General features: G+C 48.5%; 17 protein-coding genes and 1 pseudogene. 14 read left to right on the plus strand and 4 right to left on the minus strand.

Annotation, left to right across the window (positions count from 1 at the left end; translation table 11 throughout):
* Window positions 1-10 precede the first annotated feature (10 nt).
* The gene (locus H9Q77_RS04275) at window positions 11-1,711 is read left to right on the plus strand and encodes a methyl-accepting chemotaxis protein (RefSeq protein ID WP_249326621.1); all 1,701 of its coding nucleotides are present in this window, start codon (window positions 11-13) and stop codon (window positions 1,709-1,711) included.
* Between the two features lie 116 nt (window positions 1,712-1,827).
* On the opposite strand, the gene H9Q77_RS04280 is transcribed toward H9Q77_RS04275, so the two are convergent.
* Window positions 1,828-2,982, minus strand: a complete 1,155-nt coding sequence (locus H9Q77_RS04280; protein WP_249326622.1) for a DUF4317 domain-containing protein — start codon at window positions 2,980-2,982, stop codon at window positions 1,828-1,830.
* 272 nt (window positions 2,983-3,254) lie between these two features.
* On the opposite strand from H9Q77_RS04280, the gene H9Q77_RS04285 reads away from it, so the two are divergent.
* The 5 genes and pseudogenes from H9Q77_RS04285 to H9Q77_RS04305 all read left to right on the plus strand — a co-directional run bounded on the left by H9Q77_RS04285 (window position 3,255) and on the right by H9Q77_RS04305 (window position 8,295).
* A complete protein-coding gene (locus tag H9Q77_RS04285) occupies window positions 3,255-3,797 on the plus strand; it encodes a type III toxin-antitoxin system ToxN/AbiQ family toxin (RefSeq protein ID WP_249326623.1) in 543 nt (180 codons plus the stop codon).
* Window positions 3,798-3,970: 173 nt separating this feature from the next.
* Entirely contained in the window at window positions 3,971-4,303 is a 333-nt protein-coding gene (locus H9Q77_RS04290) for a HEAT repeat domain-containing protein (protein ID WP_249326624.1), read from the plus strand.
* A gap of 388 nt (window positions 4,304-4,691) precedes the next feature.
* Window positions 4,692-5,036 (plus strand): annotated as a pseudogene (locus H9Q77_RS04295) (sporulation initiation factor Spo0A C-terminal domain-containing protein); the annotation flags it as partial.
* 122 nt (window positions 5,037-5,158) lie between these two features.
* Window positions 5,159-6,604, plus strand: coding sequence for a glycogen synthase GlgA (gene glgA, locus H9Q77_RS04300; RefSeq protein ID WP_118693087.1), 1,446 nt, complete (start codon window positions 5,159-5,161; stop codon window positions 6,602-6,604).
* A gap of 26 nt (window positions 6,605-6,630) precedes the next feature.
* Entirely contained in the window at window positions 6,631-8,295 is a 1,665-nt protein-coding gene (locus tag H9Q77_RS04305; RefSeq protein ID WP_249326625.1) for a putative polysaccharide biosynthesis protein, read from the plus strand.
* Here H9Q77_RS04305 and nudC read toward each other — a convergent pair.
* On the minus strand, window positions 8,284-9,216 hold the full coding sequence (nudC, locus tag H9Q77_RS04310) for an NAD(+) diphosphatase (RefSeq protein WP_249327131.1): 933 nt from the start codon (window positions 9,214-9,216) through the stop codon (window positions 8,284-8,286). The genes H9Q77_RS04305 and nudC overlap by 12 nt on opposite strands.
* A gap of 251 nt (window positions 9,217-9,467) precedes the next feature.
* Here nudC and H9Q77_RS04315 point away from each other — a divergent pair, with 251 nt between their 5' ends.
* The 6 genes from H9Q77_RS04315 to H9Q77_RS04345 all read left to right on the plus strand — a co-directional run bounded on the left by H9Q77_RS04315 (window position 9,468) and on the right by H9Q77_RS04345 (window position 19,924).
* Complete coding sequence (locus H9Q77_RS04315) at window positions 9,468-10,433, plus strand: MraY family glycosyltransferase (protein ID WP_022153559.1); 966 nt, start codon at window positions 9,468-9,470, stop codon at window positions 10,431-10,433.
* Between the two features lie 16 nt (window positions 10,434-10,449).
* Entirely contained in the window at window positions 10,450-10,950 is a 501-nt protein-coding gene (gene greA / locus H9Q77_RS04320) for a transcription elongation factor GreA (RefSeq protein ID WP_022153558.1), read from the plus strand.
* A 46-nt stretch (window positions 10,951-10,996) separates the two neighbouring features.
* Window positions 10,997-12,532, plus strand: coding sequence for an HAD hydrolase-like protein (locus tag H9Q77_RS16725; protein WP_330596056.1), 1,536 nt, complete (start codon window positions 10,997-10,999; stop codon window positions 12,530-12,532).
* A gap of 238 nt (window positions 12,533-12,770) precedes the next feature.
* A complete protein-coding gene (locus tag H9Q77_RS04335) occupies window positions 12,771-13,574 on the plus strand; it encodes a glycosyltransferase (RefSeq protein WP_249326626.1) in 804 nt (267 codons plus the stop codon).
* Window positions 13,575-13,869: 295 nt separating this feature from the next.
* Entirely contained in the window at window positions 13,870-18,417 is a 4,548-nt protein-coding gene (gene gltB, locus H9Q77_RS04340; RefSeq protein WP_249326627.1) for a glutamate synthase large subunit, read from the plus strand.
* Between the two features lie 13 nt (window positions 18,418-18,430).
* On the plus strand, window positions 18,431-19,924 hold the full coding sequence (locus H9Q77_RS04345) for a glutamate synthase subunit beta (RefSeq protein ID WP_249326628.1): 1,494 nt from the start codon (window positions 18,431-18,433) through the stop codon (window positions 19,922-19,924).
* Window positions 19,925-19,971: 47 nt separating this feature from the next.
* On the opposite strand, the gene uxaC is transcribed toward H9Q77_RS04345, so the two are convergent.
* Window positions 19,972-21,384, minus strand: a complete 1,413-nt coding sequence (gene uxaC / locus H9Q77_RS04350; protein WP_249326629.1) for a glucuronate isomerase — start codon at window positions 21,382-21,384, stop codon at window positions 19,972-19,974.
* Between the two features lie 75 nt (window positions 21,385-21,459).
* Window positions 21,460-22,467: a LacI family DNA-binding transcriptional regulator gene (locus H9Q77_RS04355; protein WP_118545489.1), complete on the minus strand. Its 1,008-nt coding sequence runs from the start codon at window positions 22,465-22,467 to the stop codon at window positions 21,460-21,462.
* A 399-nt stretch (window positions 22,468-22,866) separates the two neighbouring features.
* Between H9Q77_RS04355 and H9Q77_RS04360 the strand changes: the two genes are divergently transcribed.
* Together H9Q77_RS04360 and H9Q77_RS04365 are read left to right on the plus strand one after the other, a co-directional pair.
* Window positions 22,867-24,327 (plus strand): tagaturonate reductase, encoded by a 1,461-nt coding sequence (locus H9Q77_RS04360; RefSeq protein WP_118550655.1) that lies wholly within the window; start codon window positions 22,867-22,869, stop codon window positions 24,325-24,327.
* Window positions 24,312-25,805, plus strand: a complete 1,494-nt coding sequence (locus H9Q77_RS04365) for a UxaA family hydrolase (RefSeq protein WP_022153550.1) — start codon at window positions 24,312-24,314, stop codon at window positions 25,803-25,805. Before H9Q77_RS04360 ends, H9Q77_RS04365 begins: the two co-directional genes overlap by 16 nt.
* The last annotated feature ends 36 nt before the right edge of the window (window positions 25,806-25,841 follow it).

Raw genomic sequence — 25,841 nt, forward strand, 5'->3', positions numbered from 1 at the left:
GGGCATTTTCATGAGTATACAAAAAAAGATTCTGTCAATGACCATCGGACCGGTAGTATTGTTAGGACTGTTATCCATCTTTTTTATGCTGACGACGGTACGCAGTTCCATGATGGACGAAATCGAAGAAGGACTGAAGGGAACGGCTGCGGCAACGCTGGCAGCGTATGACCAGAACACCGGTGACTATATGGAATCCAGTAATGGCGACATCTGGAAAGGCAGCTATAATATCTCCCGTTCCGAGAGCCTGGTGGATCGGATCAGGGACAATACCGGAATGGATGTGACCTTTTTCTACGGGGACCGTCGCATCATGACTTCTGCTCTGGACAGTAACGGGGATCGGATTCTGAATTCCCCGGCGGGAGACAGGATCGTGGAGAAGGTATTACAGAACGGAGAAGAGTATTTCAGCAGTGCGGTATCTCTGGACGGCGTTATGAATTACGGCTATTTCATGCCGGTCTATCAGAATGGCTCCGATGATGAGATTATTGGTATGGTATTTGTCGGTACCGATAAAGAAAACAAGGATGCGGTAGTAAACGGAATCATTTTCGGCATTGGTGCAGCAGTATGCGTGGCAATGATCCTGTGCATCGGCGTGGGGCTGAAGCTTGCGACATCTATCAGCCACAATATCAAGAAAAGTATCAGCATCATGGGTAAGGTCGCAGAGGGTGATCTGACCGTCTGGGTTGATGACAAGATGTTAAAGAGGAAGGACGAGATCGGAGATCTGTCGCGGGTTACGGTAAAGCTAAAGGATACCTTGAAGGGAATATTAAAGGGAATTTCCGAGAATTCTGCGAGTCTGCTGGAGGCTTCCAGGGCGCTGGGAAATGCAGCAGATACTACCAACGGTACCATGAATGAAGTACAGAACGCTGTAAGTCAGGTGGTGGCAAATTCTACGGAGCAGTCGAAGAATTCAGAGAGTACTTCCGAGAATATGCGGATCATGGGAGAGCATATCACAGAGACATCCACAGAAGTGGATACGTTGAACCAAAATGCAGCTTCCATGCAGAAGTCCAGTAAGAAGACCGCAGATACGCTGGCACAGCTGTGCCATATCAATGAAGAAGTGGAGCGGATCATCGGAGAGGTCAAGGAGCAGACAGACAGAACCAATGCCTCCATTCAGAAAATCAATGCAGCGATGGAGTTTATAACATCAATCGCGGAAGAGACGAACCTGTTAAGCCTGAATGCTTCCATCGAGGCGGCAAGAGCCGGAGAGAGCGGAAGAGGATTCGCCGTAGTGGCTGACCAGATCAAGAAGCTGGCAGAGCAGTCTAACCAGTCCGGTCACGAAATTGAAGAGACCACGAAAGCATTGATGGAAGATTCCGCCCGGGAAATGGAGATCATGCAGCGGATGCAGGAGATCATCACCGAACAGAGTGGAAGTATGCAGGAGACCAGAGCCAATGTCTCAGAGGTATTGAAGGAGATTGAAGCTTCCATGCAGAGTATCCTGCAGATCAGAGAGAGTACCGGCAGACTGGCTGAGTCCCGTGGAGAAGTCATGGAGGCTGTGGAGCAGCTTTCGCAGATTGCGCATGACAATGTAGATAGTACGCAGCAGACCTATACCGAGACACAGGAGGTTCTGGATACCTTTAAGCAGGTATATGACAGTGCCGGACAGCTGAAGAAGATTGCGGATGAACTGGCTGAGAGCATGCAGTACTTCAAGATTTAATAGTTGATTTCGCATAAAATAAAACCAGGGACAGCTTTCGGATGTTTGGATTCGTAAGGCTGTTCCTGGTTTTTTACACAAGTTCGTTGTGCGATTCTTGTCGTTTGGCAGGTGGTTTATTCTTCAGATTCTTCCCTGTCCCCGCTTCCGGCAGCCCGGACGGTGATGCCGTTGACTTCGATATTACCGTCCAGCTCGATAACGAGACACTGTCTGCCGTCGATCAGCTTCGTGTTGACGAGATCCGTGCGCTCAGGATTGACCTTGATGACTACATCCGGTGTCTTGACTTCGAAACTGCGGGGGTTATAGACATTGCTCATCATGAGAGCTGTGTTCTCTCCAGCAGTCTCATCAAAACACTGATCGAAGACGTCCATGCGGTCGTTCGCTACACCGCTGCTGGCGAAGATCGTTTTCACTTCATTTTTATCCAGCATGACAGGTTCGGGATCTTCTTTATGCTCCTGGGCAATTTCGCTCATTTTTTCATGAATGTTCTTTACTACTTCAATGGCACAGGTATCGCCTAATGTCTCCTCCACCAGTGACTGGAAGGTTTCCTTCTGACCGCCTGCGGACAGAGGAAGAGGACAGCCTAACATCAGATCCACAAAGTTTTCCTTTAATTCCTCCGCATCCTTGGAATAGTACAGTGTGCTGTGCAGGTCAGTGCTTCTGTCATTAAATGCGGGGAATAGGAAAGCAGCGTCCGGCATGCCTACCACCCAGTCGCGGATACGGTTCTGGAAGGTGTTTTCCACTGCGTTGTAGCTTAGTCCCGGCTTGGACAGATCCACAGGACAGATGCAGGTAAGGATATAGTCATAGACTTCATCGGAAGCATCCTCCATTTCAATGCCGTCTCTGGTGCGTCCCGGTACATCGTAGGCATCGTGGATCAGCAGGATCAGATAATTGCCCACATATTCATAAGACTCGATGATACGGTCGTAGAACTGCTCAAGCAATGCATCGTCCTTCAGACGGCTGTCTCTGAGACGCAGCAGGAATTCCTGCGTACCGCCCTCCGTTTCACTCTTTAACGGGAACTCCAGATTCAGCAGATTCTTGCCGATGGTGCCGGACAGACTCTTCCGCAGAATCTCGAAATACTTGAACATTTCCTCCTCCGGCAGTGCCAGAAACGCCTGCTTTAATTCGGTCTTTTTATTCTTCTCTCCATCCACATAGCATCCGCAGATTCTTGTGATAGAGCAGTTTTTCGGGGTGAACAGCTTTTTGATCTCGCTGATTTCCTGTTTTGTCATGAGAGTACCTTCTTTCGATTTGATGATATCAGTATAGTATAAAAAACGTGATGGGACAAGTGCTGCTAAAATACTCATTGCTTTTTTCATTAAGAAAGCATATAATGATTAATAGATAAGGAATTGATTATCGGGAGAGTTCCTGCCATATAAGTGGAAGATTTTAAACTCGGGAGAGCTCCTGCCATATAAGTGGAGAATCTTAAATTCTGAGAGAGCAAATAGTAAAATATTTGCTCTCTTTTTGTTTTATACCGAAGAAAGGAAGTATAATGGAAGAATTCAAATTGTACAGTATTTCGGATGAATATGTGGAATGGCTTCGAGAGAATTTCCCGAATGTATATTCCAACAAAGTGAATACAAGTACACATACAAGAAAATATTTGGGAGTGGTGCTACATATTGACAGATACAATTATTATATACCTATGTCGTCGCCGAAGAATTCCGATTATCAGATAGCGGGTAAAGATAAGGTGATCAGAAAAAGTATTATACCAATCATTCGCATCGTAGTCAAAAATGCCGCAGGCAAAAAGGAATTAAAGGGAACATTAAGAATTAGCCACATGATACCGGTTCCGGCATCGGAACTGGAATTGTATGATTTGGAAAATGAAGAGGATAGTAACTATAAGGACCTTGTACAAAATGAGATGATATTTATTCGTAAAAACCGTGAAAAGATTATGGATAATGCAAAATTGTTATATAAGCAGAAAGCAATGAATGATACAACGGCAGGATATGTAAAGTCAGCATTGGATTATCATGCATTAGAAGTCCGGTGCGATTTATTTGAACGTAAGTAGAATGAGGTTATAGAATTTTTAGAAATCCTTCATTTTACTATAATTGTTTTCTGACAGATAAGGTGTTATCATAACATTATCAAGAGAAGCCAATCACCACAGGCGACATACAGTGATGATCCGGAGACGATTTTACCGCCCCCGCGCTGGCAGAAAGAAAGAGGCGCGTGTTTATGGAACAACATGATTTAAGTAAGATTCAGAAATTACAGGAGAAAGGAAAATCCGACAAGATTATCAAATATCTGAGCTCTTCCGATGACACCGTGGTGGTAGCCGCACTGGAAGCTCTGAGCCGGATCAAGGATGAGGACAGCGTGAACAGCATTGCCCACATGATCGACAATCCGGATCCGAAGATCCGTGTCGAAGCAGCAAAAGCATTAGGCAGCATCGGTACCGAATATGCCAAGACCTATCTGCTGCACAGACTGAATGCAGAACAGGATGAGACTGTGAAGGCAGCCATCAAGGAAGCCCTTCACACCCTGGCAGAGCATCATTAATTTAATTTGCTTTACTCGTAGTTTTTCTACTTATACATTTTCCCTCTTATTGGCGTCCGGGTCATTCCGGGCGCCTTTTTTAACGTTTTAGCCTGCGAAATTTGGAAAAATCTTGCGATGGGTTCTGCTTGAAGCCATGACGCATATCTATTTATAATAGAACGGTACGTGAAAAAAGTAGTTTTGTAGTCATGGAGGTAGTTTAATGGAAAAATTAAACATTACAACTACAAAGGATAATGAAAAAGTATACAAAATCCTGGGGGATCTGATGAATGCCAACAAGGAATTCCAAATTATGATCACGGTTCCTTCTACGAAAAATGCCAAAGACAGCACAGTAAAAGCGACAGAAAAAAAGGAGCAGACCCAGGAAGTCATCCATGACTTGGAAAAGGATGTCACGGATATGATCCATGAGATCGGAGTCCCGGCACATATCAAAGGGTATCAGTATCTGCGGGAAGCTATCATGATGTCGGTGGAGGATCCGGCGATGATCAGTTCCATCACGAAGATCCTGTATCCGACCATCGCCAAACGTTTTCAGACCACACCCAGCCGCGTAGAGCGCGCTATCCGCCATGCCATTGAGGTTGCCTGGAGCAGAGGGCGCATGGAGACCCTGGATTCCATGTTCGGTTACACGATCGACACGGGCAAAGGCAAACCTACCAATTCGGAATTTATCGCGCTGATCGCTGACAGGATCCGACTTTCTTACAGAAACTGAGGCAAAACCGCAGACTCTAAAAGATTTGTAAATTATCGCTGCCCTCTTTTCTATGAATCGTAAACATGGTATAATCAATCTATGTTTTGAAATACAAGCCGTAGCATATGTGGAGGGTTTACATGAAAAAAATTCTTTTTGCCGCATCGGAAGGAGTACCTTTTATCAAGACCGGAGGACTTGCGGATGTCGTAGGATCTTTGCCGAAGTATATTGACAAGGAGTATTTTGATGTAAGAGTGTTTATTCCGAAGTATACCTGTATGAAGCAGGAGATGAAGGATAAACTCAAGTATGTGACACATTTCTACATGGATTTCAACTGGCAGAATGTGTACGTAGGTGTTCTGGAAGCGGAAGAAGCCGGGGTGCATTATTATTTCATTGATAATGAGAGCTATTTTGGTGGTTTCAAGCCTTATGGGGATGATCCCAGATATGAGATCGAAAAGTATGCATATTTCTGTAAGGCAGTGCTGTCGGCATTACCGCTTTTGAATTTTCAGCCGGATCTGATCCATTGCCATGACTGGCAGACAGGCCTGATCCCTGTATACCTGAAGGAGCGTTTCCATGGTGGAGATTTCTACCGCAACATGAAGTCCGTTATCACCATACATAACCTGAAGTTCCAGGGAAAATGGGATGTGAAGACGGTACAGAGCATTACCGGACTGCCGGAGTATTATTTTACCTCTGACAAGTTAGAGGCTTATAAGGATGCGAACCTGCTGAAGGGCGGTATCGTATTCGCGGATGCGGTGACTACCGTAAGTGATACCTATGCGGAGGAGATCAAGACGCCGTTCTACGGTGAGGGTCTGGACGGACTGCTGCGTGCGAGAAGTCATGATCTGCGCGGTATCGTCAATGGTATCGACTATGGAGAGTTCAATCCGGAGACAGACAAAAATATCGTAAAAGCCTATAATGCAGTGAATTTCCGCAAGGAAAAGGTGAAGAATAAGCATGCCCTGCAGGAAGAGCTTGGACTTCGCGTAGATGATAAGAAGATGATGATCGGTCTGGTATCCCGACTGACAGACCAGAAGGGTCTGGATCTGATCGCCTATGTCATGGATGAACTGTGTCAGGATGATATCCAGTTCGTGGTACTGGGCACCGGTGAGGAACGTTATGAGAATATGTTCCGTCATTTCGACTGGAAGTATGGAGACAAGGTGTCTGCCAACATTTATTATTCAGACGCACTGTCCCATAAAATCTATGCGGCTTGTGACGCTTACCTGATGCCGTCTCTGTTCGAGCCCTGCGGTCTGAGTCAGTTGATCGCGCTGCGTTACGGCACCGTACCTATCGTCAGAGAGACCGGCGGACTGAAGGATACCGTACAGCCCTATAATGAGTATGAGAGCACCGGTACGGGCTTCAGCTTTACGAATTACAATGCACACGAGATGCTGAATACAATCCGCTATGCGGAGCATATTTACTATGACAGGAAGAGAGAGTGGAATAAGATCGTGGATCGTGCCATGGCCACTGACTACTCCTGGAAGGTATCTGCCGGAAAATATCAGGAGATGTATGACTGGCTGATCGGATAAAGAACTGAAATAAGGTAAGATAACATATGGCAGATAAGAACAGTTCCAAGAACAATTTTATCATGCAGGCGGGAATTCTGGCGGCAGCCGGAATCATCAGCAGAATCATAGGGCTCCTTTACAGGGGCCCTTTACAGAGTGTCATTGGGAATCTGGGACTTGGTTATTACCAGTCAGCGTATAATTATTATACGATCATTCTGTTGATTTCCTCTTATAGTATTCCCTCGGCAATTTCCAAAGCTATCGCACAGAAGCTGGGAGAGAAGGAATACCGCAACGCCCATAGATTGTTCCACGGAGCCATGATCTATGTACTGGTGGTTGGCGGTATAGCCAGCCTTTTTCTGTTTTTCGGAGCGGGATTGTTCGTGTCCGGAGCAGCGGTCACAGTACTGCGCACCTTTGCACCGACGATCTTCGTCTATGGTATCCTGGGAGTTTTACGAGGGTATTTTCAGGCACATAAGAGCATGGCGCAGACCTCCGTATCGCAGATCCTGGAGCAGATCGCCAATGCGGTAGTCAGCGTAGGCGCGGCATATCTTCTGATCCAGATGTTTATGGGAACGATGGAGGTCCCGGCGGATCAGGCAGGGCAGGTGATGAGAGCAACCTACGGTGCCGTGGGAAGTGCATTGGGAACAGGTGTCGGCGTATTAGTGGCGCTGCTTTTTATGGCGGGAGTCTATGCTCTGAATCGTGGAATGATCCTGCGCAGAGTGCAGCGTGACAGGCATGAACATGTGGATTCCTACGGACAGATATTCAAGACGATCACACTGGTGGTGACCCCGTTTATTTTGAGTACGGCCGTATATAACTTAAGCAGTACGGTCAACAACAGTATTTATACCAAATGGTATCCGTCCCTTCGTAATCTGGATACGGTATCTATTTATGAAAAATATGGCATTTTCTCCGGACAGTCCCTGACAATGTCCAATATTCCCATAGCCTTTGCATCTGCTATGGCTTCCGCTATGATCCCTTCCGTAGCACAGCTGATGGCCGCCCGGGATGTGAAGGGAGCCAGAGAGAAGATCGGACTGGCAGTGAAGACTACTATGGTGATCTCAATTCCCTGCGCTGTGGGACTTTTTGTGCTGGCGAAGCCGGTGATCAGTCTGCTGTTCACGAATAAGACGGCAGAAGAACTGAACCTGGCAGCAGCTCTTTTAATGACATTGTCACTGTCGGTTATCTTTTATGCATTGTCGACATTAAACAGTTCCATTTTACAGGGGTTGGGCAAAGTCAATACTCCGATCATCAATGCGGGGATCTCGCTGGTGGTGCAGACGGTGGCAGCAGTGCTACTTCTGATGTTCACGAGCCTGGATCTGTACAGCATTGCCATCGCCAATACGCTGTATTCCGGTATGATGTGTGTGCTGAACCAGTGGGCGGTAAGAAGAGCGGTAGGCTACCGACAGGAGATCGTCAAGACTTTTGTCATTCCGGCGTTCGCCTCCGCGTTTATGGGAGCGGCAGCCTGGGCAATCTACGAAGGTCTGTATATGGTGACGAAGTCCATGCGGATCTCTGTCATTCCGGCGATCGTGATCGCTGCCGTAGTCTATTTTGTCATGCTGATATTGATGCGGGGCATCACGGAGCAGGAGCTTCGCAGCTTCCCGAAGGGATATCTGTTAGTGAAGGTAGCGAAGAAGTGCCGCTTATTGAGATAACGGATCCTCGCCATTCTTGAATAAGGTGATCATCTCCTGACCGACACTGATCGTGGAGGGTAGATCCGGTACATCCTCTCTGGAGAACCATTTTGCTTCACCGAGTTCGGATTCCTGCAAAGTAATCGTGGGATCACCGTCCAGCTTTGCAAAGAAGCCGATCATGGCGGAATCACTAAAGGACCAGGGCTGGGATTTGTAATAGACCAGATCACTGACCCGTAGGCCGACCTCTTCCATGATCTCTCTGCGGGCAGCCCCTTTGAAGGTCTCGCCGACTTCCACGAAGCCTGCCACCAGTGCCCAGTGACGATAGGAACCGCCGGCGTAGCGTGTCAGCAGGATCTTATTCCGCATGGTATCCACGATGGCGATAATGACTGCGGGAGAAATCTTGGGATATTCAATCTGTCCGCACTCCGGGCAGATGCAGGCCCGCTCTGTGGTGCTGTGAATTGTGGGATGCCCGCAGCGGCCGCAGAACTTCCGGTCCAGACGGAAACGGTTGATCTGGGTGGCAGTGATCCCGGCGAATGCCAGATATTCCGGTTCAAAATTACGGAATACACCGGAAGGATAGAGGTCATTTTCCGGGAGCATGAGAGCACCGGCGTCCTCTGCGGTCTTGCGGAAGAATGCTCTGTCATCGATGGAAAAGAGATATTCACAGTCGAGGAAAAAACGCTCCATAGGCTGACGGATTCCCAATAGCTTGTGAATTTCCTCGAAGGTAGGAAGATATACCTGAGGATGCTTCACAATACCTTCATTCGCGGAAGAACCCGCAACAGCAGCGTCGTTTCCTGTATGGGAGGGCAGAAATACTTTTTCTCCATCAAATAACAGCAGATAATCGGAAGGCTTTGGCTCCTGATCTCGGAATTCCGGATAATATTTATGCGGTTCAATCTTATGGATCATCATAGGGCATTTCTCCTTTTATGGCTATTTTTTAGAAAGTGTTCATAAGAATATAGTAGTCCACCGTGAGGGGACTGTCAAATGCAACAGTTCGACTGAACTGTTGTGGAAATTATTTGAGATTCCGGTATATTTGTGTTAAAATGTTTTGTAACTGTTCTGGGACGTTCATTCCACGAAGACCCCGACGGACAGTTATGAAATTTATCAGAAAATACAGCATGAGAGTGTTGTGAGGAATGGAGATTCGTATGTTACAGATGATCTTGCCGGAGGGAAGCAGTTCTCTCCTTGCTTTTTTTGGAATTCTTTTTGCTTTTGGTGCTACGGTACTGGCAACGGCGAAATTAAGTCCGTATCTGCCCAAGGATGCCGGAAGAGAATTTGCCCATGATGGAAAATTGTCCGCGGGGAAACCCAGAGGCGCCGGAATTATTTTTGTCCTGGCATTTGTGGCATCTGTTCTACTGTTTTCGCTTTTAAGCGCAGAGCTGGTGATCTATCTGCTGCTGATCGTGGTATGCATGATGACGGGATTTCTGGACGATGCTTCCAAGACTCCATGGGGTGAGTACAAAAAAGGTTTCTTAGATCTGTGCGTGGCGGCACTGGTAGCCATCACTTTTCTGAAATATAATTCCAACGTGGTGGAACTGGCGCTGTTCCATGTAAAGTTCACTCTGCCGCCTGTGGTATTCGCCATTCTCACGGTAATTCTGGTATGGACCTCCGTGAATGTGACCAACTGCTCCGACGGTGTGGACGGACTGTCCGGAACCCTGTCGATCATTACCATCATGTCCATCTATATTGTAGACCGCATGAAGGAGGTCGACGAGACCTATTCCTTCCTGATCCTATTATTTGCCGTATGTATTCTGGGCTATTTGTGGTACAATGCGACACCCAGTAAGCTGATGATGGGGGATGCCGGTTCCCGGGCCATGGGATTATTCATCAGCATCGCCATTTTAAAGAGCGGCTGCCCGTTCCTGTTTATCCCATTGGCACTGGTGCTGATCCTGGATGGAGGACTGGGACTTCTTAAGGTGTCCCTGCTTCGTTTCCTGAAGATCCATATTTTGAAAAATGTACGTACCCCCCTGCACGATCATGTGCGTAAGGTGTGGGATTGGTCCAATACACAGACCGTATTCCGTTTTGCGATCATTCAGATCATTCTGTCTTTGGCAGTGATCTATGCGATGCAGCTGTAGAAAGAAGGATTATATTATGTACGACGAATTAACACCCACTGACATTAAGAAAATGGAAGATGAGATCGAGTACCGCAAGCTGGTGGTACGTCCCAAGGCATTGGAGGACGTGAAGGAAGCCAGAGCCCACGGCGATCTCAGTGAGAATTTTGAATACTATGCAGCCAAAAAGTATAAGAATCAGAATGAGAGCCGCATCCGTTATCTGGAGAGAATGATCAAGACTGCAAAGGTCATCTCCGAGAACTCCGCAGCGGATGAGGTAGGTATCAACAACACCGTTACCGTGGAATTTATCGATGACGGCACGGAAGAGGATTACAAGATCGTGACCACCGTCCGCGGTAATTCTCTGGAAGGTCTGATCAGCAACGAGTCCCCCTTGGGCAAAGCGCTCCTTGGCAAAAAAGTAGGAGATGTGGTCCATGTGCAGGTCAATGCTAATGTGGGCTATGACGTGGAGATCAAGGCATTGAAAAACACCGAGGATGACGGAGACAAGATCCGTAGCTTCTAATCATCTGCGGAACATATAAGAATAGAAAGAAAAAGGAATTATAAGAATGAAGAAATATCTGCTGTTTGATCTGGACGGCACCCTGACAGATCCTAAAATCGGAATTACTACCTGTGTGCAGTATGCACTGCACTCCTTTGGCATCGAGGAGCCGGATCTGGACAAGCTGGAGCCCTTTATCGGACCGCCCTTACGAGACAGTTTTATGGAATTCTACGGTTTCACCGCAAAGCAGGCAGAAGAAGCTGTGGCAAAATACAGAGAGCGCTTTCAGGATACGGGACTTTTTGAAAATGAGGTCTATGACGGTATTCCGGAGATGCTGAAAACGCTTCAGTCGAAGGGGTATTTCCTGGCAGTGGCATCCAGTAAGCCCCAGGTATACGTAGAGCGCATCCTGGAACATTTTGATCTGAAAAAATATTTTTCTGTAGTGGTGGGTAGTGAACTGGACGGCAGAAGAGAAACCAAGGATCAGGTGGTACAGGAAACTCTGCGTCAGCTCTTTGGAGAGAATCCCGTGGATCCGGCGCAGGTCTATATGATCGGTGACAGAAAGTTCGACGTGGAAGGAGCCAGGGCTCTCGGTGTGGAGAGCGTGGGCGTGACCTACGGCTACGGAAGTAAGGAAGAGTTAAAGGAAGCGAAGGCGGATTACATTGTACAATCCGTGGAAGAACTGGAGAAATTTTTACTCCGTGGCAGTGAAGAATTACTGAACGGAAATCCGGACAATAAAAAGATAAACCCCATGTATCAGAGGATCTGGACCATGGTGTATTCGTTTCTGATGTTTATATTGGTGCGCAATGCAGTGCAGTATGCGCTGCTGGCACTGTTATATCAGCTGGCACAGTCCGGAGCCTCCGGTGGACTGGTGGATCTTTTAATCCTACGGGATGAGACCGGCGCCTATAACGGCTACTCCGGAGATGTCTCCAGTATCATTGCGGCTCTTGGATTCATCGGCGGTGCCATTGCCGTATGGTCCACAGCGAAGATGCTCATTGATAAAAATAAAGAGGACATGCACTTAAGTCACTTGAAAAAAGAGGGAAAGAGCAAATATGTCTTACTGACTGTGGCTACCATCGGTGCCGTCATCGGATGCAATCTCCTGTTTGAACTCCTGGGAGTGACCAATAAGTCTGAAGCTTATACCGAAGTGGCAGCCCAGCAATATTCCGCACACTTTATCGTAGGAATCCTCGTATTCGGCTTCATCTCCCCCATAGCAGAGGAACTCCTGTTCCGCGGAGTTATCTACGGATACCTTCGCAGATTCATGGATATCAAACTCGCCATAGCCCTGTCCGCCCTGATCTTCGGTGTCTACCACATGAACTACGTCCAGGGCGTATACGGCTTCCTCATCGGCTGCCTGATGGCATATGCTTACGAATACTTTGGAGAGTTCAAAATGGCAGTCTTTGTCCATGTGGCATCCAACGTCCTCGCCTACTGCCTGTCCTATACCGCCATCGCCGTCACCGGCTTTGTCAGCTGGCCCGTATGCGTGATCTTCCTGGTGGTGGCAGTTGTATCCCTCGGGATGCTCCATAAACAGAAAAATATATTCTAAGTAATAATAAAGTATATTAGCCATCCTTCGGATATTCGATAAGATATCCCCGGATGGTCACCATAACCCAGTAGCCCCGACAGAGGGAAGAATAAGCAGACCGTAAGCAGACGTCGGCACTTAGCGTGGGTACTGTCCACGCTTATGTGCCGCTACGCTCTGCGACAGAGCGAGAGCGTGTCGCGTTTCTTCCCTCTGCCGAGGCTACGGAGATTTTATAGAAAAATAGGAGCAACATATGAAATTCAGCATTATCGTAGTATGCCTGAACCCCGGCACCAAACTGAATCAGACCCTTGACAGTATCCTGGCCCAGACCTGTCCAGACTTCGAAGTCATCGTCAAGGACGGCGGCAGCCGCGACGGCTCCATAGAAACCATGCGCGAGGACAGACGCATCCACCTATACCAGGAATCCGACCACAGCATCTACGAAGCCATGAACCAGGCAGTCTCACATGTGACCGGCGACTACATTCTCTTCCTAAACTGCGGTGACCTCTTCTATGACGACGAAGTTCTTACCCACACCGCACAGTTCATGGAACAGCACCCGGCGAAACTTCAGGGCATCTACTACGGCGATACCTACAGCGCGAAGACAGAGACGAAGATATCTTCCCCACCACGCATCACCGGTTTCGTCTGCTACCGCAACATTCCCTGCCATCAGTCCTGCTTTTATGCTGCAGACCTGTGCAGACAGAAGCCCTATGAACCCAAATATAAGATCCGTGCAGATTACGAACATTTCCTCTGGTGCTATTATCGTGCCAAAGCACCCATGCAGTATCTGGGACTTACCGTGTCCTCCTACGAGGGCGGCGGCTACTCTGAGACCAAGGAGAACCTGAAGCGCAGCGCTGCAGAACATAAGGAGATCACAGCAAAATACATGAATCCCGGCGAACTGTTCCGCTATCGGGCAGTAATGGCACTTACACTGGCACCTCTTCGCACTGCATTGGCAGAGAGTAAACACTTTTCTGCAATGTATCAGAAACTGATGAGCAAGGCGTATGGCCGGAAACAGGAAAAATAGGGGAGAACCCCCAAAAAGTTGTGTTGGAAATACACTTTTAAAGAGAAAATTAATACAATTTCCAGATAATAGGCATGCAAATAATAGAATTGACAAATTATCTGACAATTCATAGAAAAATCTATATTTACAAATGAGAAAAATAGGTGTATAGTACAGAAAAGGTCGCAATGAGGCGCTCGAAAGAGTCTCATTGCGACCTTTTTTGTTACTATTACGGTATTGCGAATGAGGTCCTGAATAGTAACAGACAGATTAAGAAGAGAGAAATAAAAAACCCGGAAAGGAGAACTATATGTTTGATGTAAAACAGGAGCTGCCCAAGGCACCGTTATATCGGGAAGAATTTGAGCATGATAACTGCGGTATCGGAGCCTGTGTCAATATTCATGGAGAGAAAAGCCGCGCTACTGTTGAGAATGCGCTGAAGATCGTAGAGAATCTGGAGCACAGAGCCGGTAAGGATGCGGAAGGCAAGACCGGTGACGGTGTCGGTATTCTGACCCAGATCCCTCATAAATTTTTTGCCAGAGTTACCAAAGCACTTGGAATCGAGATCGGCGGAGAGAGAGAATACGGTGTCGGTATGTTCTTCTTCCCCCAGGAAGAGCTGCGCCGCAACCAGGCGAAGAAGATGTTCGAGATCATTGTGGAAAAGGAAGGAATGGAATTCCTCGGCTGGCGTGAAGTGCCCACCTTTCCCAATGTGCTGGGACACAAGGCTGTGGAGTGCATGCCTTACATCATGCAGGGCTTTGTGAAAAAGCCTGCGGATGTGGAAAAAGGTCTGCCCTTCGACCGCAGACTGTACATTGCAAGACGTGTGTTTGAACAGTCTTCCGATGATACCTATGTAGTCTCCCTTTCCAGCAGAACCATCGTATATAAAGGAATGTTCCTGGTGGGACAGCTTCGTACCTTCTTTGCAGACTTACAGAGTGCGGATTACGAATCCGCCATTGCCATGGTACATTCCCGTTTCTCCACCAACACCAACCCCAGCTGGGAGCGTGCCCATCCGAACCGTCTGATGGTACACAACGGCGAGATCAACACCATCCGCGGCAACGCAGATAAGATGCTGGCCCGTGAGGAGAACATGGAATCCGAGCATCTGAAGGGTCAGCTGCATAAGGTATTACCCGCCATCAGCAAGACCGGTTCCGATTCCGCGATGTTGGACAACACATTGGAGTTCCTGGTAATGAGCGGCATGGAGCTGCCTCTGGCAGTCATGATCGCCATCCCCGAACCCTGGGCGAATAACAAGGCAATGTCCCAGACCAAGAGGGATTTCTACCAGTATTACGCTACCATGATGGAGCCCTGGGACGGTCCCGCATCCATCCTGTTCTCCGACGGAGATATCATGGGGGCCGTGTTGGACAGAAACGGACTGCGTCCTTCCCGTTACATGATCACGGATGACGATACACTGATCCTGTCCTCTGAGGTAGGTGTGCTTCCCATTGATCCCACGAAGATCAAAGTAAAAGAAAGACTTCGCCCCGGTAAAATGCTCCTGGTTGATACCGTACAGGGCAGAGTCATCGACGACGAGGAGATCAAGGAAAAATATGCTTCCAGACAGCCTTATGGAGAATGGCTGGACAACAATCTGACCGAACTGAAGAGCATCCATATCCCGAACTATCGTGTTCCGGAATACACCTACGAAGAGCGCCAGCGGATGCAGAAGGCTTTTGGCTACACCTATGATGAAATGAAGCAGAGCATTCTGCCGATGGCAAAGAACGGCAGCGAAGCCATCGCAGCCATGGGTGTGGATACGCCACTGCCAGTGCTGAGTAAGACGAATCATCCGCTGTTCCATTATTTCAAGCAGCTGTTTGCACAGGTGACGAACCCGCCTATTGATGCTATCCGAGAGGAGATCGTAACCTCCACCACCGTATACATCGGTACCGAAGGCAACATCCTGGAGGAGACTCCGAAGAACTGTAACGTTCTGAAGGTCAACAACCCGATCCTGACCAACACTGATCTCTTGAAGATCAAGAACATGAAAGTAGACGGCTTCAAGGTAGAAGTCGTACCTATCGTATATTACAAGAACACCAGCTTAGAGCGTGCCATTGACCGACTGTTCGTGGAAGTGGACAGAGCTTACAGAGAAGGCGTGAACATTCTGATCCTGTCCGACAGAGGCGTGGATGAGAACCATGTGCCCATTCCTTCCCTGCTTGCTGTATCTGCCCTGAACCAGTATCTGGTACGCACCAAGAAGAGAACCAGAGTCGCATTGATCCTGGAGTCCGGCGAACCCAGAGAAGTACACCATTTTGCTACGTTGCTCGGTTACGGTGCCTGCGCCATCAACCCTTATCTGGCACAGGATACCATCAAGGAGCTGATCGAGAGTAATATGCTGGATAAGGATTACTATGCAGCAGTGGATGATTACAACAATGCTGTCCTCCACGGCATCGTCAAGATTGCATCCAAGATGGGTATCAGCACCATCCAGTCCTATCAGGGTTCCCAGATCTTCGAGGCTATCGGTATCGCGCCGGAAGTTATCAGTAAGTATTTCTCCAACACCGTATGTCGTGTGGGAGGTATTACCTTAAAAGATATTGAGCAGCAGGTAGACGACCTGCACTCTCAGGCATTTGATCCGCTGGGACTGAAAAACGATCTGACCTTAAACAGCCCCGGACATCACAAGATGCGTAGCGGCGGTGACGAGCATCTGTATAATCCCGCTACCATCCATATGTTACAGGAATCCACCAGACGCGGTGATTACCAGATGTTCAAGCAGTACACCGCCATGGTCAATGACGAAGATTCCATCAAGAACCTCAGAGGACTGATGGACTTCAATTATCCGAAAAAGGGCGTGCCCATCGAGGAAGTAGAGCCGGTAGAATCCATCGTGACCAGATTCAAGACCGGTGCCATGTCCTATGGCTCCATTTCCAAGGAAGCCCATGAGACCATGGCCATCGCCATGAACCATCTGCACGGCAAGAGCAATTCCGGTGAGGGCGGTGAGGATCTGGACCGTCTGACCGTAGGCCCGGACGGCTTAAACCGTTGTTCCGCCATCAAGCAGGTAGCCAGCGGACGTTTTGGCGTCACCAGCCGCTATCTGGTGAGTGCACAGGAGATCCAGATCAAGATGGCACAGGGAGCAAAACCCGGCGAGGGCGGACATCTGCCCGGAGGAAAGGTATATCCCTGGATCGCCAAGACCAGACACTCCACACCCGGTGTGTCCCTGATCTCTCCGCCCCCTCATCACGACATTTATTCCATTGAGGATCTGGCGCAGCTGATCTACGATCTGAAAAATGCCAACACCAAGGCAAGAATCTCCGTAAAGCTGGTTTCGGAAGCCGGTGTGGGAACCGTAGCAGCCGGTGTGGCCAAGGCGGGAGCTCAGGTCATCCTGGTATCCGGTTATGACGGCGGTACCGGTGCGGCACCGAGAAACTCCATCCACAATGCCGGACTTCCCTGGGAACTGGGACTGGCAGAGACCCATCAGACCCTGATCATGAATGGACTGCGTAATAAAGTCCGCATTGAGACCGACGGTAAGCTTATGAGCGGCAGAGACGTAGCCATCGCAGCGATTTTAGGTGCCGAGGAGTTCGGTTTCGCTACTGCTCCATTGGTAACGATGGGTTGTGTCATGATGAGAGTATGTAATCTGGATACCTGTCCGGTAGGTGTGGCTACCCAGAACCCGGAGCTGCGGAAAAACTTCCGCGGTAAGCCGGAATATGTGGAAAACTTTATGAAATTTATCGCACAGGAGCTGCGGGAATACATGGCAGCCCTGGGTGTGCGTACCGTAGATGAACTGGTGGGCAGAACCGATCTGCTGAAGAGAAAAGAGCATCTGACCGAGCGCCAGGAAGAAGTGGATCTTACCCAGATCTTAAGCAACCCTTACGAGGGCAGCAAGCAGAAGGTAACCTTCGATCCCAGGCAGGTATATGACTTCCAGTTAGAGAAGACACTGGATGAGAAGGTGCTGTTAAAGCAGCTGGGCAAAGCCATCGATGCGGGACAGAAGCGCAGTATCGAAGTGGATGTCAGCAACACAGACCGTGCCTTCGGTACGATCCTCGGAAGTGAGATCACCAGAAAACTGGGCGATGACGTGGAAGAAGATACCTATCATGTACTGTGTAAAGGTGCCGGCGGACAGTCCTTCGGAGCCTTTATCCCCAAGGGCCTGACCCTGGAGCTGGTGGGCGACAGCAATGACTACTTCGGCAAGGGCTTATCCGGCGGTAAGCTGGTGGTATATCCCCCACAGGGCAGCAAGTTCAAGGCGGAAGAAAATATCATCATCGGTAATGTGGCACTGTACGGTGCAACCTCCGGTAAAGCATTCATCAACGGTGTGGCAGGCGAACGTTTCTGCGTACGTAACTCCGGTGCCATTGCGGTAGTCGAAGGTGTGGGTGATCACGGTTGTGAATACATGACCGGCGGACGTGTGGTAGTCTTGGGTCCCACCGGTAAAAACTTTGCAGCCGGTATGAGCGGAGGCATCGCGTATGTACTGGATGAAGGCAACGATCTGTATAAGCGTCTGAATAAGGAAATGGTATCTTCCAGCGAGATCACATCCAAATATGATGTGCTGGAGCTGAAATCCATGATCCAGGAGCATGTGGCACTGACCAACTCTGCAAAGGGTAAGGAAGTGCTGGATAACTTTGGAGAGTATCTGCCTAAGTTCAAGAAGATCATCCCTCATGACTATGAGAGAGTCCTGAAGACCATCGTACAGATGGAGGAAAAGGGACTGAGCGCAGAGCAGGCACAGATCGAAGCATTCTATGCCAACACTAGAAAGTAGGAGGTAAGTCACCATGGGAAAACCAACGGGATTTATGGAATATAAAAGGGAAGTCAGCGTGGCTGAAGATCCTAAGAAGAGAATACAGCATTTTAATGAATTCCATGAGCATCTGCCGAAGGAAAAGCAGCGTTTACAGGGTGCCAGATGTATGGAATGCGGTGTGCCGTTCTGTCAGTCGGGCATGATGATCTGCGGTATGGCCAGCGGATGCCCCCTGCACAATCTGGTGCCGGAGTGGAACGATCTGGTATATACCGGCAACTGGCAGCAGGCTTACAACCGTCTGAAGAAGACCAACAATTTCCCCGAGTTCACTTCCAGAGTGTGTCCTGCCCTGTGTGAGGCAGCATGTACCTGCGGACTGAACGGGGATCCGGTCTCCACCAAGGAGAACGAATATGCCATCATTGAAAACGCCTACAGCGAGGGCTATGCGGCAGCCAAGCCCCCTGTGGTACGCACCGGTAAAAAGGTAGCAGTCATCGGCAGCGGTCCTTCCGGACTGGCAGCAGCGGATCTGCTGAACCAGAGAGGACATCAGGTAACAGTATTCGAGCGTTCCGATCGTGTGGGAGGACTGTTGATGTACGGCATCCCCAACATGAAACTGGAAAAACAGATCATTGACCGCAAGATCAATATTATGAAGGAAGAGGGTGTCACCTTTGTCACAGGAACCGACATCGGCAAGGACATCAAAGCATCCAAGCTTTTGCATGATTTTGACCGCGTCGTACTGGCATGCGGTGCCTCTAATCCCAGAGACATCAATGCTCCTGGCAGAGATGCCGAGGGAATCTATTTTGCGGTGGATTTTCTGAAAGCCAATACCAGGAGCCTTCTGGATTCGAATTTTGAAGATAAAAAATATGTGGAGACCAAAGGGAAAAATGTGGTTATCATCGGCGGCGGTGATACCGGTAATGACTGCGTTGGAACCTCCATCCGTCACGGAGCAAAATCTGTGACCCAGATCGAGATGATGCCCAAGGCTCCGGACAAAAGAGCAGAGAATAATCCCTGGCCCGAATGGCCGAAGGTCTGCAAGACCGATTACGGTCAGGAAGAAGCCATTGCGGTCTACGGACATGACCCGAGGATATATGAGTCTACAGTCAAGGAATTTATCAAGGATAAGAACGGCAAACTTAAAGCTGTGAAGATCGTGAAGCTGTCCTGGGAAAAGGATCCGGCTACCGGACGCATGAAGATGCAGGAGATCGCGGGAAGCGAGCAGATCCTGGATGCAGAGATCGTGCTGATCGCCGCAGGATTTTTAGGAACCCAGAAATACATTGCTGATGCTTTCGGCGTGGAATTAAATGAACGCACCAATGTAAAAACAGCTCCCGGAAAATACCAGACCAGTGTGGAAAATGTATTCGTCACCGGCGATATGCACAGAGGACAGTCCCTCGTCGTATGGGCCATCCGCGAAGGCAGAGAAGCTGCACATGCTGTGGATGAGAGCCTGATGGGATACTCCAACCTCGTGATTCAATAAATAAAGAATGCCCCCGGCTCATCACCGGGGGCTTATTGTTTTATCTCTTATGCCAGAGGGAACTTGAAGTATCTCTTTGCGTTATTGTAAGAAATATCGGTTACGATCTCGGACAGAGTATCGTAATCTGCAGGGAACTCGCCGCTTTCTACCCAGTTACCGATCAGGTTGCACAGGATACGGCGGAAATACTCATGTCTGGTGTAGGACAGGAAGCTTCTGGAGTCGGTCAGCATTCCTACAAATCCGGACAGATTACCCAGGTTAGCCAGGGAGATCATCTGATCCTGCATGCCGGTCTTGTGATCATTGAACCACCATGCAGAACCCTGCTGGATCTTGGCAACAGCGGTGGAATCCTGGAAACATCCGAGGATGGTACCGATTGCCTGATTGTCGTTAGGATTCAGGCTGTAGATGACAGTTCTGGGAAGCTCATCACTTACGATCAGAGCGTTCAGGAAGTCAGCCATCTGAGCGGAAGGAGCGTAGTTGTTGATGCAGTCGTAACCGGTATCGGGACCCAGCTTCTCGAACATCAGGGTGTTGTTGTCACGCTTACAACCGTAGTGCAGCTGCATAGCCCAGTCGAGCTTATGATATTCGCGGCCTACGAACAGCATGAAGGCGGTCTTGAATTTCAGTTCCTCTTCCTTGGTCAGAACCATCTTGTTCAGTCTCTTTAAGAAGATCTCTTCCAGCTCATCATCGGAAGCGGGATAGTACATTACATACTCTAAAGCATGGTCAGATACGTTACATCCCATGGATGCGAAAAATGCCATACGGTTCTTCAGAGCTTCCTTTAAGCTTGCAAAAGAGTTGATCTCGGTCATGCCGGCAGCAGCAGCCAGCTTCTCCAGATAATCCAGATAATCGGGCTTCTCGATATTCATAGCCTTGTCGGGTCTCCATGCGGGCAGAACCTTTACATCGAAAGTATCATCTGCAGCCAGCTTCTTGTGCCACTCCAGAGAATCGATAGGATCATCGGTGGTGCAGATCAGGGTAACGTTACTCTGCTTGATCAGGTTACGAACGCTCATGGAAGGCTGATGGAGCTTTTCATTGCACAGGTTCCATACTTCGTCAGCGCTGTTTTTGTTCAGAACGCCATTGTAACCGAAATATCTCTGCAGCTCCAGATGGCTCCAGTGGAATAAGGGGTTGCCGATAGCCTTGCCCAGGCACTCTGCCCATTTGCAGAACTTCTCGTAATCGGATGCATCACCGGTGATGTACTTCTCGTCAACACCGCAGGAACGCATGAAACGCCACTTGTAGTGGTCACCGCCCAGCCATACCTGGGTGATATTGTCGAACTGACGATCCTCAGCGATCTCCTTGGGATTGATATGGCAATGGTAATCCAGAATCGGTGTTTTTTCTGCGTAGTCGTGGAACAGCTTCTTGGCTGTCTCGGTCTCTAACAGAAAGTCTTTGTCCATAAATGCTTTCATTTTAAATTCCTCCATAAATATACTAAAAAGGGTATTTTCAGCTACCCAATTGCTGTCATTGATGAAAAGAAAAAATTATTTTGTGGTGCCGCGTTTTATCAGTTCCCCGGAGAATACGGTCTTTTTCGGCATCTCGTTTCCGCCAAGGACACCCATCAGAGTTGTGATCAGATGCTGGCAGAGCGTCTCTAATTTATTGTCGATACTGGTCAGTTCCGGATCACAGCAGTTCACCAGCATGGAATTATTATAACCGATGATCGACAGATCTTCCGGAATGCGGAGTCTCATTTCACGCCCGTATTTCATGGCACCCAGTGCCAGAGAGTCGTCGGCGGCGATAACACCGTGGAAAGTGATGCCTTTTGTGTGCAGCCTGATCAGCTGTTCTGCCATAGCGGGAATGTCCTCATGGGAACCCTGATAGAGCTGCAGGAAGCTTCCGTTGGTGAGAAGTCCCTTTTCTTCCATGGCGGCACGGTAGCCTGCCAGCTTTTTCTTACCACTGTATGAAGTAGAATTATAGAAATACAGAATATCTTTCACACCGGAACGGATCATCTCCATGGTAGCGTCATACATGGAAGTAAAATCATCCGAGACAACACTGTACACGTTCGGAGCATCCATTGCAGCATTCAACAGCATCACAGGAACCTGCACAGCGGCATCCGTAATGTATTTGTTGTCTTCTTCCTTCTCGTAGATGAAGTTGGAACCTACCAATATAATGCCGTCTACTTTTTTCGTGATCAGAAGGTTCATGGAGCTTGCCTTGGTATCCAGGTTGTAACCGGTACAACATAGGATGCTGTCATAGCCGTTGGCACGAAGCTTCTGCTCGATATAGTAGATTGCCTTGGCAAGATACGGATCCGAACTGTCGGCACACATGATACCGATGGTCTTCATCGTGTTGAGCCCAAGTCCCCGGGCAAATGCGTTGGGAGTGTACTCATACTGGTTGATTACGTCCAGAACTTTTTTCTTGGTTTTCTCGCTTACATTATTGCTTCCATTTAGTACGCGGGAAACAGTAGCAATAGAGACACCGGCCTTCTCAGAAATATCGTAAATTGTCATCTGCGGATTCCTCTCCGCTTCTATGTAACAGAATTTGTAAGAAAACTGTAAGTAGTTACATAAAAAGCTATATCTGAATTATAACGAAAGACTTCTCTTTTTTCAAGATGCTTTTTCAACTTCTCCTGTGACAAAATATTATCAATATGAAATATTGCTGATAAAATCAATGGTTTGAGCAAAAAATAAGTTTCTGTTTTTGGTGATTGACGAAACAGCTTTTTTGAAGTAAAATGAATCATGAAAGTACTTACATAAACTTCGTGCAATTCAGAAACAAAAACACCCTCGGGCGTTGAAAACGTAATTGCCAAGAGGCGATTGGGAAGGTAAGTGCAGGGAACAGAGTGCCGTAAGACGGTGCAGATAGGATACGCTAAGCGTAGAATGGAGGACAAAATGGATATCTTAAACAAGGCAAAGACCGGTAAAAAGGAGAGACCTATCAAGGTCGTACAGTTCGGTGAGGGTAATTTTTTACGTGGATTCGTAGATTACATGATCGATATCGCTAACGAGCAGGGTAAGTTCGACGGAGACATCGTTCTGATCAAACCCATCGAGTTCGGCAATCTGGATATGTTCCACAAGCAGGACTGCCAGTACACTGTATCTCTTCGCGGTAATGTGAACGGTGAAGCCAAGATCATCAATAGAATCGTAACCAGCGTTGCAGACGCAGTAGACACTTATAATGAATATGACAAGTACATGGGACTTGCCGAGATCGATACCTTACGTTTCGTAGTATCCAATACCACCGAGGCAGGTATCGTATATGATGATACCGATAAGTTTGAATTAGAGCCTCCCAAGACTTTCCCTGGCAAGCTGACCAAGTTCTTATATCACAGATTTGAGACTTTCAAGGGTGACATGAGCAAGGGACTGGTAATGCTTCCCGTAGAGCTGATCGATGACAACGGTATTATGTTAAAGAAGTGTGTAATGCAGCTGATCGAGCTGTGGGGATTGGGCGATGAATTCAAAAAGTGGGTAGATGAGGCATGCGTATTCACCTCTACTCTGGTTGACCGTATCATTACCGGTTATCCCCGTGCTACGGAACAGGAAGAGTGGGAGAAGCTGGGCTATGAAGATCACATCATGGTAACCGGTGAGCCGTTCGCTCTGTGGGTTATCGAGTCTGCTAAGGATATCAGCAAGGAGTTCCCTCTTCCCGATGCAGGACTTCCTGTTATCTTCACTGACAACCAGAAACCTTACAAACAGAGAAAGGTTCGTATCTTAAACGGCGCACATACTTCCTTTGTACTGGCTTCCTATCTGTGCGGCAACGATATCGTAAGACAGTCCATGCAGGATGACGATATCCGTAACTTCATGCTGAAGACCATTTATGACGAAGTGATCCCTACCCTGTCTCTGCCGGAGGAGGAGCTGAAGCAGTTCGCAGGTGAGGTTGTAAACCGTTTCAATAACCCTTACGTAGACCATGCATTGCTTGCAATCTCCTTAAATTCCGTATCCAAGTGGAGAGCAAGATGTATGCCCAGCCTGTTAGGCTATGTTGAGAAGACCGGTAAGCTTCCCGCTCATCTGACCTTCTCCATCGCAGCACTGATGGCCTTCTATACCGGTACCGAGATCCGCGATAAGGCTCTGATCGGTCACAGAGACGGTCAGGAATACAACATCATGGATGACAAGGCAGTTCTGGAGTTCTTCGCAGCGAACTGTGAGAAGGATACGCAGACGTTCGTAACTTCCTTCCTGGGGAATGAAGACTTCTTCGGTCAGGATCTGAACAAGGTTCCCGGACTTACCGATGCAGTCGTAGCATACCTGGATGATATTAAGGCAAATGGCATGAGGGCAGCATTATGCAAGATTTCTTAAAGATTAATGACAATGATAATGTAGTCGTAGCATTAAATACGATTCCTGCCGGTGAGAAGATCACAGTCTCTGTCGGTGACGGTTCTAAGACCGTTACCGCCAGAGAGGAGATCCCCGCAGGACATAAGATGGCAATCTGTGACATTCCCGAGGGCGGTGAGGTCATCAAATATGGTTACCGTATCGGTAATGCCAAGGAGAACATCGCAGAGGGCAGCTGGATCCATACTCATAATGTTAAGACCGCTTTGGGCGATCTGTTGGAGTACACCTACAATCCCACTCCCGTAGAGGAGAAGAAGACGGAAGATGTGACCTTCATGGGCTTCAACCGTCCCGACGGTAAAGTAGGCGTTCGTAATGAGATCTGGGTCATCCCCACCGTTGGCTGTGTCAACAACGTGGCAACAGCCATCGCAAAGCAGGCCAATGCATTCGTTAAAGGCAGTGTGGAAGAGGTTATCGCATTCCCTCATCCTTACGGTTGTTCCCAGATGGGCGACGATCAGGAGCATACCCGTAAGATTCTGGCAGACCTGATCAATCATCCCAATGCAGGCGGTGTTCTGGTACTGGGACTGGGCTGTGAGAACAGCAACATTGATGTATTGAAGCCTTATATCGGCGATTATGATGAGAACCGTGTGAAATTCCTGGTGTGCCAGGAGCACGAGGATGAGATCGCAGACTCCGTAGAGATCATCAAGGGTCTGATCGATTACGCATCCAAATTCGAGAGAGAGCCCATCAGCGTCAGCAAGCTGGTCATCGGCATGAAATGCGGCGGCAGCGACGGACTGTCCGGCATTACCGCGAACCCCTTAGTAGGACGCTTCTCCGATCTGCTGATCTCCAAGGGTGGCACCACCATCCTGACCGAGGTTCCCGAGATGTTCGGAGCAGAGACCATTCTGATGAACCGTTGTGCCAACGAGGAACTGTTCCACCAGACCGTAGATCTGATCAACGACTTCAAGAACTACTTCAAGAGCCACAATCAGACCATCTACGAGAATCCTTCCCCGGGTAACAAAAAGGGTGGCATCTCCACTCTGGAGGATAAGTCTTTAGGCTGTACGCAGAAGTCCGGTAGTGCTCTGGTCAAGGGCGTACTGCAGTATGGCGATACCGTGAAGACTCCGGGACTGAACCTTCTGTCCGCACCGGGCAATGATCTGGTAGCAGCTACCGCACTGGCAGCCGCAGGAGCACATATCGTACTGTTTACCACAGGACGCGGAACTCCTTTCGCATCTCCGGTTCCTACCATGAAGATCGCGACCAACTCCCGCCTGGCAGGCAAAAAGTCCAACTGGATCGATTTCAATGCCGGCGTACTGGTAGAGGATAAGACCATGGAAGAGGAGACTAAGGCTTTGTTTGATCTGGTAGTGGAGACCGCTTCCGGCAGGCAGGTATGCAGCGAGGCAGCAGGCTTCCATGATATGGCTATTTTCAAGCAGGGTGTAACTCTGTAAAAGATCATACACAAAACGGCGTTCTTTTGTTACAAT

This window comes from Simiaoa sunii, assembly GCF_014337175.1.
GTDB lineage: Bacteria > Bacillota > Clostridia > Lachnospirales > Lachnospiraceae > Acetatifactor > Acetatifactor intestinalis.

What these genes read in the sequence shown, in the direction of transcription:
- H9Q77_RS04275 (WP_249326621.1), top strand. Translation starts at nt 11, where the DNA reads ATGAGTATACAAAAAAAGATTCTGTCAATGACCATCGGACCGGTAGTA.
- H9Q77_RS04280 (WP_249326622.1), bottom strand. Translation starts at nt 2,982, where the DNA reads ATGACAAAACAGGAAATCAGCGAGATCAAAAAGCTGTTCACCCCGAAA.
- H9Q77_RS04285 (WP_249326623.1), top strand. Translation starts at nt 3,255, where the DNA reads ATGGAAGAATTCAAATTGTACAGTATTTCGGATGAATATGTGGAATGG.
- glgA (WP_118693087.1), top strand. Translation starts at nt 5,159, where the DNA reads ATGAAAAAAATTCTTTTTGCCGCATCGGAAGGAGTACCTTTTATCAAG.
- greA (WP_022153558.1), top strand. Translation starts at nt 10,450, where the DNA reads ATGTACGACGAATTAACACCCACTGACATTAAGAAAATGGAAGATGAG.
- H9Q77_RS04290 (WP_249326624.1), top strand. Translation starts at nt 3,971, where the DNA reads ATGGAACAACATGATTTAAGTAAGATTCAGAAATTACAGGAGAAAGGA.
- H9Q77_RS04355 (WP_118545489.1), bottom strand. Translation starts at nt 22,467, where the DNA reads ATGACAATTTACGATATTTCTGAGAAGGCCGGTGTCTCTATTGCTACT.
- H9Q77_RS04345 (WP_249326628.1), top strand. Translation starts at nt 18,431, where the DNA reads ATGGGAAAACCAACGGGATTTATGGAATATAAAAGGGAAGTCAGCGTG.
- gltB (WP_249326627.1), top strand. Translation starts at nt 13,870, where the DNA reads ATGTTTGATGTAAAACAGGAGCTGCCCAAGGCACCGTTATATCGGGAA.
- uxaC (WP_249326629.1), bottom strand. Translation starts at nt 21,384, where the DNA reads ATGAAAGCATTTATGGACAAAGACTTTCTGTTAGAGACCGAGACAGCC.
- H9Q77_RS04315 (WP_022153559.1), top strand. Translation starts at nt 9,468, where the DNA reads ATGTTACAGATGATCTTGCCGGAGGGAAGCAGTTCTCTCCTTGCTTTT.
- nudC (WP_249327131.1), bottom strand. Translation starts at nt 9,216, where the DNA reads ATGATCCATAAGATTGAACCGCATAAATATTATCCGGAATTCCGAGAT.
- H9Q77_RS04305 (WP_249326625.1), top strand. Translation starts at nt 6,631, where the DNA reads ATGGCAGATAAGAACAGTTCCAAGAACAATTTTATCATGCAGGCGGGA.
- H9Q77_RS04360 (WP_118550655.1), top strand. Translation starts at nt 22,867, where the DNA reads ATGGATATCTTAAACAAGGCAAAGACCGGTAAAAAGGAGAGACCTATC.
- H9Q77_RS04365 (WP_022153550.1), top strand. Translation starts at nt 24,312, where the DNA reads ATGCAAGATTTCTTAAAGATTAATGACAATGATAATGTAGTCGTAGCA.
- H9Q77_RS04335 (WP_249326626.1), top strand. Translation starts at nt 12,771, where the DNA reads ATGAAATTCAGCATTATCGTAGTATGCCTGAACCCCGGCACCAAACTG.
- H9Q77_RS16725 (WP_330596056.1), top strand. Translation starts at nt 10,997, where the DNA reads ATGAAGAAATATCTGCTGTTTGATCTGGACGGCACCCTGACAGATCCT.